10 protein-coding genes and 1 pseudogene are annotated in these 9,165 nt (G+C 68.5%); 3 read left to right on the top strand and 8 right to left on the bottom strand.

Annotation, left to right across the window (positions count from 1 at the left end):
- Positions 1–107 precede the first annotated feature (107 nt).
- From ACO2SS_RS27420 to ACO2SS_RS27410, 3 genes and pseudogenes are all read right to left on the bottom strand, one after another.
- Positions 108–374 carry a hypothetical protein gene (locus ACO2SS_RS27420; RefSeq protein WP_423281045.1) on the bottom strand — a complete coding sequence of 89 codons (267 nt, stop codon included), beginning with the start codon at positions 372–374 and terminating at the stop codon, positions 108–110.
- Between the two features lie 139 nt (positions 375–513).
- Positions 514–1,107, bottom strand: a complete 594-nt coding sequence (locus tag ACO2SS_RS27415) for an NYN domain-containing protein (RefSeq protein ID WP_423281044.1) — start codon at positions 1,105–1,107, stop codon at positions 514–516.
- A gap of 115 nt (positions 1,108–1,222) precedes the next feature.
- Positions 1,223–1,495, bottom strand: a pseudogene (locus tag ACO2SS_RS27410) (hypothetical protein); the annotation flags it as partial.
- Positions 1,496–1,827: 332 nt separating this feature from the next.
- On the opposite strand from ACO2SS_RS27410, the gene ACO2SS_RS27405 reads away from it, so the two are divergent.
- The 3 genes from ACO2SS_RS27405 to ACO2SS_RS27395 all read left to right on the top strand — a co-directional run bounded on the left by ACO2SS_RS27405 (position 1,828) and on the right by ACO2SS_RS27395 (position 4,861).
- On the top strand, positions 1,828–3,498 hold the full coding sequence (locus ACO2SS_RS27405; RefSeq protein WP_423281043.1) for a thiamine pyrophosphate-binding protein: 1,671 nt from the start codon (positions 1,828–1,830) through the stop codon (positions 3,496–3,498).
- 80 nt (positions 3,499–3,578) lie between these two features.
- The gene (locus tag ACO2SS_RS27400; protein ID WP_423281042.1) at positions 3,579–4,436 is read left to right on the top strand and encodes an MFS transporter; all 858 of its coding nucleotides are present in this window, start codon (positions 3,579–3,581) and stop codon (positions 4,434–4,436) included.
- Positions 4,343–4,861, top strand: a complete 519-nt coding sequence (locus ACO2SS_RS27395) for a hypothetical protein (RefSeq protein WP_423281041.1) — start codon at positions 4,343–4,345, stop codon at positions 4,859–4,861. Before ACO2SS_RS27400 ends, ACO2SS_RS27395 begins: the two co-directional genes overlap by 94 nt.
- A 6-nt stretch (positions 4,862–4,867) precedes the next feature.
- Here the strand turns inward: ACO2SS_RS27395 and ACO2SS_RS27390 are convergent, their stop codons facing one another.
- The 5 genes from ACO2SS_RS27390 to ACO2SS_RS27370 all read right to left on the bottom strand — a co-directional run bounded on the left by ACO2SS_RS27390 (position 4,868) and on the right by ACO2SS_RS27370 (position 9,093).
- Positions 4,868–5,398 (bottom strand): MerR family transcriptional regulator, encoded by a 531-nt coding sequence (locus ACO2SS_RS27390; protein ID WP_423281040.1) that lies wholly within the window; start codon positions 5,396–5,398, stop codon positions 4,868–4,870.
- A 22-nt stretch (positions 5,399–5,420) separates the two neighbouring features.
- A complete protein-coding gene (locus ACO2SS_RS27385) occupies positions 5,421–5,735 on the bottom strand; it encodes an integration host factor subunit alpha (RefSeq protein WP_423281039.1) in 315 nt (104 codons plus the stop codon).
- A gap of 157 nt (positions 5,736–5,892) precedes the next feature.
- Positions 5,893–6,870, bottom strand: a complete 978-nt coding sequence (locus ACO2SS_RS27380) for a beta-ketoacyl-ACP synthase III (protein WP_423281038.1) — start codon at positions 6,868–6,870, stop codon at positions 5,893–5,895.
- Positions 6,871–6,878: 8 nt separating this feature from the next.
- A complete protein-coding gene (plsX, locus tag ACO2SS_RS27375; RefSeq protein ID WP_423281037.1) occupies positions 6,879–7,913 on the bottom strand; it encodes a phosphate acyltransferase PlsX in 1,035 nt (344 codons plus the stop codon).
- A 127-nt stretch (positions 7,914–8,040) separates the two neighbouring features.
- A complete protein-coding gene (locus ACO2SS_RS27370; protein ID WP_423281036.1) occupies positions 8,041–9,093 on the bottom strand; it encodes a GGDEF domain-containing protein in 1,053 nt (350 codons plus the stop codon).
- Between the last annotated feature and the right edge of the window lie 72 nt (positions 9,094–9,165).

Here is a 9,165-nt window from a genome sequence, read left to right as displayed (position 1 = left end):
GATCGCGGACGCACCGGCCGCATAGAGCGCGTCGAAGTCGCCGGGCGGGATCACGCCCCCGACCACGATCATGATGTCGTCGCGTCCGTACTCGGCCAGCGCCTGCTTCAGCTCGGGCACCAGAGGACGCTCCCCCTGAGCCGCGCGAGGCAGCCGCCGATGAAGAGCGTTGCGGCCGCGGCATGCTCCGCCTCGAGCCCGCTCTCGGCGAATTCGTGCAGGGTGCCGAGCGGCAGCCCGCCCCAGGGAAGGTGGCCGTCCAGCGCCTCGATCCCAAAGCCGAGCGCAGGCCGCCGCGCCCGGGCCGAGCGGTCCAGCGCAACGATCCGGCGGCGCAGATCGGACAAAGCGATATTGTGCCCGGCATGCTCCATGCCTTGCTCGGATAGGGTCTCGCGGTGGTGTTGTTCCTAGTTTGTTCTCGTCCGGCTTCCCGAGTCAATCCGTCGCGGTGTCGGGGAGTGTCGCAGGTGTGATCGGGAGGCGTTCGGGCGCGGAAGCGAGGGGCTCCGACTATGCCGGCCAGCCAGGGAACGGCCGATGATAGTCAGCATGGTGCTTCAGCTCTGGAGCAACACGCTGGTTCGGGAACGCCATTAAGACGATCTGTATGCCCGCCTTCCGGCCGTGCTTCATGGCCGGAATACAGTCCGTGTCATTCGTGATTAGGATGATGCGGTCGACGCACCCCAGGCCCGAGAGCGTCGCGATGTCCAGACCTATCCGCATGTCGACGCCCTTCTGCTCAAAGTCGGGCCGGAAATGATTATCCGCGAGCGGCTGTCCCGCGGGCGGTCGGCTGGCGAGCACATACCCTCGGAATTTTAAAATCCCGAGCCTGACGGCAAAAAGGTCGCGGCTCGCTAATTCGTGCAGCCAAGCGCCAGAGCCAGTAAATTGGTTCGGAGTGCGAGAGATCGGTAATTTTGCTGTGCCGGTGAATGGCGCGCAATCATAATAGTAGATGCGGAAAAGCTCTTCGTCCGGCTGTGCACACGCGTGCGCGACCTTTTCGATATAATCTGGATCGTACGTGCGCTGGGCCGATTTCCTAACGAGCACTCGGAGGTGCCCGCCATCGATCAGGAGCGCCACGCGCTTCGCCATCGTCGCTCCAGACACTAGAAAGCCCCCGGGCGTTTCCGCGCGAGGGCCTTCCGATAATGCCCGCCTACGGGCGTAGCGGATATGAGCCGTATATGTGGCGACTCGCGCTGGAGTGTCAATTTCCCGCGTTAAAAATTCCTCGCCGAATTTGAGCCGCCCGCTTCCTATGAGTTCGGCGCTTCGCCGGGACCGGGTTCGCGGCATCAATCAGCGCAACCAGGTCCTCAATATGCATCAGCGCGTTCGCGATCTCTGCTGCCATCGCGGGCGAGGTTCTGCAGCGATTTGTGGATGCGACAAAAGTTGCACCAGACGAAGTAGACAGCGCATGGATGTGGTTGTCGATCTTCTTTGAAAAGGCATTCGTCAGGCGAGTGAAGCGGCGCATCGCCAGCCACTCGTGAGGGTAGCCCGCCCCACCAGGAGAGTGGCCTCCCGCCATCCGAGATCAGGCGGCAGGACATGAAAAACCCCGCCGGCCCGAAGCCGACGGGGCATCGTCTCCAAACGATCAGAGACCTCAGATGGGCTAACAACGCGGGCCGGGGCGCGTGGTTTCATAAGGGCTCGGAATCGCGTCCGGGTGGCGGATCGGGAGCCTGCACAGGCCGGCCGGGAGGAGAGGATCGCGCGGGCTCAGGTGCGCCGCCGCTGGCCTTGTCTTTCGGGCGCCGCTAGACGCTTCGGCATCGAGGCCTGAGGCAAGGCACGGAGGATCGGATGGGGTCGGGCGAAGCGCGGACGGGGGGACAGATCCTCGTCGACCAGCTCATCGCACAGGGGGTGGAGCGCGCGACCTGCGTGCCCGGCGAGAGTTACCTCGCCGTGCTGGACGCCCTGCACGATGCGAAGATCGACGTCCTCGTCTGCCGCAACGAGGGCGGCGCGGCAATGATGGCCGAGGCGCAGGGCAAGCTGACGGGCCGCCCCGGCATCCTCTTCGTCACGCGCGGGCCCGGGGCCACCAATGCCAGCCCCGGCATCCACATCGCCCGGCAGGATTCGACGCCCCTGATCGTCTTCGTCGGGCAGATCGACCGTTCAATGCGGGAGCGCGAGGCTTTCCAGGAGCTCGATTACCGCGCCGTCTTCGGCACGGTCGCCAAATGGGCGACGGAGATCGACCAGGTCGAGCGCATCCCGGAGATCGTGGCCCGGGCCTTCCGGGTCGCCATGCAGGGACGGCCCGGCCCCGTCGTGATCGCGCTGCCGGAGGACATGCTGGTCGAGACGGCGAGCGTGCAGGATGCGCCGCGGGTGGAGCCCGTCGAGCCCTGGCCTGCGCCGCAATCGGTCGACGAACTCGGCTCACTCCTCGCAGGTGCGAAGAAGCCGCTCGTCATCCTCGGCGGCTCGCGCTGGAATGCGGCGGCCCGGGAGGGAATTGTCCGCTTCTCGGAGCGGTTCGGCCTGCCGGTCGCGACGTCGTTCCGCCGCGCGCAGCTCTTCCCGGCCGACCATCCGAACTATGCCGGCGATGTCGGCATCAATCCCGGGCCGAAGCTCGCCGAGCGCGTGAAGTCGGCCGACGTCCTTCTCCTCGTCGGGGGGCGGATGTCGGAAATGCCGTCCTCCTCCTACACGCTGCTCGACATCCCCAACCCGAAGCAGATTCTCGTCCACGTCTACCCGGACGCGACCGAACTCGGCCGCGTCTACCAGCCGGCCCTCGCGATCGAGGCGTCGCCTGCGGCCTTCGCGGCCTCGCTCGACCGGCTGGAGCCGCCGCGCCAGGTTCCGTGGCTGCAGGCCACGGCGGAGGCGCATGCAGATTACCTGGAGCGGACCGAGACGCCCAAGAAGCAGCCCGGCGCCTTCCAGTATGGCGACGCGATGGTGTGGCTGCGCGAGCGGCTGCCGCAGGATGCGATCGTCGCGAACGGCGCCGGCAACTTCGCCGTCTGGGTGCACCGCTTCATGCGGATGACCGGGCAGCGCACGCAGCTGTCCCCGACCAGCGGCTCCATGGGCTACGGGCCGCCCGCCGCCATCATGGCCAAGCGCTGCTACCCGGATCGCGTCGTCGTCTGCTTCGCGGGCGATGGCGACTTCCTGATGAACGGCCAGGAATTCGCGACCGCCGTGCAGTACGGCATCGGCGTGATCGTGGTCGTCGTCGACAATGGCATGTACGGCACCATCCGCATGCACCAGGAGCGCGAATATCCGGGCCGCGTCTCGGCGACCAAGCTCGTCAATCCGGATTTCGCCGCCTATGCGCGCGCCTTCGGCGGCCATGGCGAGCGGGTCGAGCGGACGGAGGATTTCGCCCCGGCCTTCGAGCGGGCGCTCGCCTCCGGCCAGCCGGCCATCATCCATTGCCTGGTCGAGCCGGAGGCGATCACCCCGGACCGGACGCTGAGCGAGATCAAGGGCACCGGCGCGCGGTGATGGCCGCGGGCGTCGATCCTTCGATCGGCGCCGAAACGTAACGGGTCTGAACCGGGGCATAAGGCGGCATGCCTCCCTCGATGCCCCGCTCCGATCCTCATGCCGCCGCGCTCGGCCCGGGCGATGCCGGGAGGCACGCCGCCTCGGCCGGGCCCTTCTTCGGGTGGCGCGTCGTCGCCGCGGCTTTCGTCGTGGCGGTGTTCGGCTGGGGCTTCGGCTTCTACGGCCCCGCGATCTACCTGCATGCCGTGGTCGAGCGGACGGGCTGGTCCGTCGCGCTCGTCTCGGGCGCCGTTACGCTGCATTTCCTGGCGGGCGCCGCCGTGATCCCGAGCCTGCCTCGCCTTTATGGCGCCGCCGGCCTGCCGCGCGTCACGCTCGCGGGCGCCGTCCTGCTGGCGCTCGGCGTCATCGGCTGGGCGCTCGCCGCCGAGTCCTGGCAACTCCTCGGGGCCGCGCTCGCCAGCGGGGCGGGCTGGGTGAGTCTCGGCGCCGCGGCGATCAATGCCATGGTCTCGCCCTGGTTCGTCCGGAAGCGGCCGGCGGCGCTCAGCATGGCCTATAACGGCGCGAGCATCGGCGGCGTGATCTTCTCGCCGCTCTGGGTGGCGCTGATCGCGGGCTTCGGCTTTCCGCTCGCGGCGCTCGGGGCCGGCCTCGTGATGGTGGCTTTCGTGACCCTGCTGGCCTTCGGCGTTCTCGCCTGGACGCCGTCCGGAAAGGGTCAGCTGCCCGACGGCGAGGCACCCGGCCTCGTCCGCGCCGACCGGCGCGGGCGCCGGTCGCGCCGCTTCCCGCCCGGGCGCTCCGGCGCGACCGCCGCTTCGCCACCCTCGCGGGCGGGATGGCCCTGGGGCTCTTTGCGCAGATCGGCCTCATCGCCCACCTCGTCTCGGTACTGGCGCCGGTGCTCGGCGCGCAGGCGGCCGGCCTGCTGATGGGGCTCGCGACGGCAAGCGCGATCGTGGGCCGGACGCTCGTCGGCTACCTCATGCCGGAGGTTGCGGACCGGCGGCTCGTGGCCTGCCTGAGCTACGGCGTGCAGGCGGTCGGCTCCTTGGTCGTCCTGATGTCGGGCGGCGCCGACGTTCCGCTGCTCGTCGTCGGGGTGCTTCTCTTCGGAGCGGGCATCGGCAACGCGACCTCCTTGCCGCCCCTCATTGCACAGGCCGAGTTCGCGGCGACCGACGTGGCCCGCGTCGTGCCGCTCATCGTGGCGATCGGCCAGGCGACCTATGCCTTCGCGCCGGCCGCGTTCGGGGTTCTCCGCAGCCTGCCGGCCGGGTCGGGCGCGCTGTTCCTCGCCGCCGCGCTCGTTCAGGCTGCCGCGATTCTCTGCATGCTGGCGGGACGGCGGAGGTGAGCGCGCCTAGTCGCGGCGCAGCGTCCCGAGGATGCGCTCGCATTCGAGCAGTTCCTCGAGCGCGGCCCGGAGCCTCGCCACATCATCGCCCGACATCGCCGGGACGGCGGCGGCTTTCAGGGCCTGCTCGGCGCGGGGCGGAGCCGCGTAGGATTCGTCGCGCGGGGAGACGTCCGGCTCGCTCTCGAGCTCGGCTGCGTCGAAATCACCGATCTCCGCCTCGTCCTCGTGATCGCTCTCCGGGCGGGCGACGCTCACCGTCTGCTCGCCGCGGCCGATGGCCTGGACGAAGCGCAGCCCGTCCTGCTTGAGGATCCGCTGGACGCCCTTGATCGTGTAGCCCTGCCCATAGAGCAGGTGGCGAATGCCTTTAAGCAGGTCGACGTCGTCGGGACGATAGTAGCGCCGGCCGCCGCCGCGCTTCAGCGGGCGGATGGGGGAAAACCGGGTTTCCCAGAACCGCAGCACGTGCTGCGGCACGTCGAGATCCGCTGCGACCTCGCTGATGGTCCGGAACGCGTCGGGGCTCTTTTGCATGGGCGCCGCGTCCGGCCGGGGCTCAGGCGTCCGGATCGGCGCCGTTCGCGCCGTTGATCCGCGCCTTGAGCACGTTCGAGGGCTTGAAGACCATCACGCGCCGCGGCTCGATCGGGACCTCGACGCCCGTCTTCGGATTGCGGCCGATGCGCTGGCCCTTGCTTCGCACGAGGAAGGACCCGAAGGAGGACAGCTTCACGGTCTCGCCGCGGGCGAGCCCGTCGCAGATCTCCTCCAGAACCTTCTCGACGAGCGCGGACGATTCGGTCCGCGACAGGCCCAGCTTCTGGTATACGGCCTCGCTGAGATCGGCCCGCGTAATCGTGCGACCCGCCATTCGTTCCCCCGGGACCGTCGCTGAAAGAATCTGACTATCTATCTGAAGGTCTACAGCTATTCGGTCCAGCCGGGCGGGTCAATCGACTCGTGCCGGCCGTTTTCGGACCGCGGGCTGCCAGCCGGCCCGATCGGCCGGCGAGGGGCGCCTGCCCGGTTCACCAGCGCAGAAGCGCACTGCCCCAGGTGAAGCCACCGCCGATCGCCTCCAGCATGACGAGGTCGCCCGGCTTGATGCGGCCGTCGCGCCTGGCGGCGTCGAGTGCCAGCGGGATCGAGGCTGCGGAGGTGTTGCCGTGCTTCTCGACCGTGATGACGACCTTCTCGCGCGGGATGCCCAGCTTGTCGGCCGAAGCCTCGATGATCCGCCGATTCGCCTGGTGCGGCACGAACCAGTCGAGCTCCTCGGGCGTGACGCCCGCATCCGCGAAGGCGTCCTTCACGACGTCCATCACCTTGCCGACCGCGAACTTGAAGACCTCGCGGCCCTCCATGCGGAGGTGGCCGGTGGTGCCGGTCGAACCCGGGCCGCCATCGACATAGAGCTTGTCGCGATAGCGTCCGTCGGAGCGGAGCTGGGTCGTCAGGATGCCGCGGTCCGCCTTCGTGCCTTCGCCCGGAGCGGCCTCGAGCACGACGGCCCCGGCGCCATCGCCGAACAGCACGCAGGTGCCCCGGTCCTCCCAGTCGATGATCCGCGAGAAGGTCTCGGCGCCGACCACCAGGGCGCGCTTGTGCGAGCCGGAGGTCAGGAACTTGTCGGCCGTCGCGAGGCCGTAGATGAAGCCCGAGCACACCGCCTGGAGGTCGAAGGCGGCGCTGCCGTAATTGCCGAGCCCGTGCTGGATCTGCGTGGCGGTCGACGGGAACGTGTAGTCCGGCGTCGAGGTGGCGCAGACGACGAGGTCGATCTCCGCCGCCTCGAGCCCGGCATCGGCCAGGGCCGCCTCGGCGGCCTTGATGCCGAGCGTCGAGGTCGTCTCGTCCTTCGCGGCGATGTGGCGCTCGCGGATACCGGTCCGCTGCACGATCCACTCGTCGGAGGTCGCGACGATCGACTCCAGTTCCTTGTTCGTCAGGATGCGGGGCGGCAGGTAGGAGCCGCAGCCGCGCACGATCGATCGCAAGTGGGTCAAGGGATGTCTCAGGCCGGCTCGGGTCCGGGATCGTCGTCGAGCATGTCCCGGATGGTGCGCATTAGTTGGTGTCGAGCCATGTCATGCGCCATATCGATCGCGCTGGCAAAGCCCACGGCGTCCGTTCCACCATGGCTTTTGACCACGATGCCTTCGAGGCCCAGGAACACGCCTCCGTTCACCTTCCGGGGGTCGAGCTTGTCCCGCAGCGCGTCGAAGGCGCCTTTGGCCAGCAGGTAGCCGAGCTTGGCCGTCCAGGTGCGCGTCATCGCGCTCCGGAGATACTCGGCGATCTGCTTCGCGGTGCCCTCGGCGGTCTTCAGCGCGATGTTGCCGGCAAACCCTTCGGTGACGACCACGTCGACCGTGCCCCGTCCGATATCGTCCCCCTCGACGAAGCCGTGATAGGCGAGGCCCGGGATCTCCGTCTCGCGCAGGATGCGGCTCGCCTCCCGCACGATCTCGACGCCCTTCATCTCCTCCGTGCCGACATTCAGGAGGCCGACGGTCGGCCGCTCGATGTCGAACACGATGCGGGCCATGGCGGCCCCCATGATGGCCATGTCGACGAGATGGGCGGCATCGGCCCCGATCGAGGCGCCGACGTCCAGCACGATGCTCTCGCCGCGCGTCGTCGGCCAGATCGCCGCGATGGCCGGGCGCTCGATGCGCGTCATGGTCTTCAGGCAGATCTTCGCCATCGCCATGAGGGCGCCGGTATTCCCGGCCGAGACCGCCGCATCCGCCTCGCCGTCGCGCACGGCCTGGATGGCCATCCACATGGACGAGGTGCGTCGCCCGGTCCGCACCGCCTGGCTCGGCTTGGCGTCCATGGCGATGGTGACGTCCGTGTGGCGCAGCTCCGTCGCGGCGGCGAGCTTTTCGCGCGTGGCGAGGAGGGGCCTGACCACCGCCTCGTCGCCCACCATGATGAAGCGCATCTCGGGATGGCGTTCGAGCGCGAGCGCTGCGCCCTCGACGACGATAGGTGCGCCGTTGTCGCCGCCCATGGCGTCGAGCGAAATCCGAACCGGCTGCGGCATGCCTTGAGAGTGCTACTCGGGGAGGGGCCGGGACCATACCGGGTCCTCTTCGGACCGCAACCGGCATTTCGGCGCGGCGTCCATCGAAGCGGCGCCGGCCCGGGCGGGAATCAGGTGCGGCGGGAAGTCAGGCGGCGGTCCAGAGGTGCCCGCCAGCCTCCTCGTCGAGATCCGTCACGACGCGATTGCGGCCGGTATTCTTCGCCCGGTACATGCAGAGATCCGCGCGCTCCAGGAGCGAGGTCGCCGTCTCGTCCGGCCGGAGCATGGCGACCCCGAGCGAGACCGTGATTCGGCCAAGCGACTCGCCGGTCGAGCGTTTCATCAGCTCGCGGCTTTCCACGCTGCGCCGGACCCGCTCGGCGCGGGTGCCGGCCTCATCGCGCGAGACGCCCGGCAGGATCATGGCGAATTCCTCGCCTCCGAAGCGGGCGAGCGTCGCGCTTGGATCGATGCCATCCTGCATCACCGAGCTGACGAGCCGCAGGACCTGGTCGCCGGTCAGGTGGCCATAGACGTCGTTGAAGCGCTTGAAGTTGTCGATGTCGATGACGACCAGCGCGAGCGGCGAGGTGTCGGCGCGGGCCGCGATGGTCGCCGAGATCAGCACCTCCTCGAAATGCCGGCGGTTGCTGATGCCCGTGAGCGGATCCGTCAGCGTCTCGATCCGGACCCGCTCCAGCGTCTCGCGGAGGTTTTCGATCTCGCCGCGCGAATCGCGCAGCCGACGTTCGAGCGCCTCGTTCGTGGCTACGACCTCGCGCGACGCCTCCACCAGGGAACCGAGGATCTCGCGGAGGTCGCGGCGCTCCTGGGGATCGTTCAGATCCTGGGTCAGGGCCCGGAGTGAGTCGCCATAGCGCGTCGTGGTGCCGAGCGCGTCGTCGATCATCGCGACGACCTGCCCGATTTCGGTGAGCATCCCGGTGCCGACGCGCTCGGCCTGCAGCCCCAGACGGGTCGCGGACAGATGCGCATCGTACAGCGTTTGCAGCTGCTCTTCGGTCAGCTTCTCGCCGGACGTCAGCCCGCTCCTGACCGCCTCGTTCAGGAACGGCTTGGTGCCCGTGACGTAGGTGAACCAGATCTCGTAGCTGTGCGGATACGCCGTTTCCGAGTAGGCGCGCATCAGCTCATTCGCGCGCTCCGAGATGGAGAAGGTCCGATGCACTGGTCTCATGCCCCTGACATTCGCCAGCGCGAAGCTAACGTTATGATCTGCTTTCTAACGGCGAAGATGCGCGCAAGACCA

Origin of the sequence: Enterovirga sp. CN4-39 (genome assembly GCF_049446235.1) — a bacterium.
Classification (GTDB): domain Bacteria; phylum Pseudomonadota; class Alphaproteobacteria; order Rhizobiales; family Beijerinckiaceae; genus Enterovirga.
This window is presented reverse-complemented; position numbering and strand designations above follow the sequence as displayed.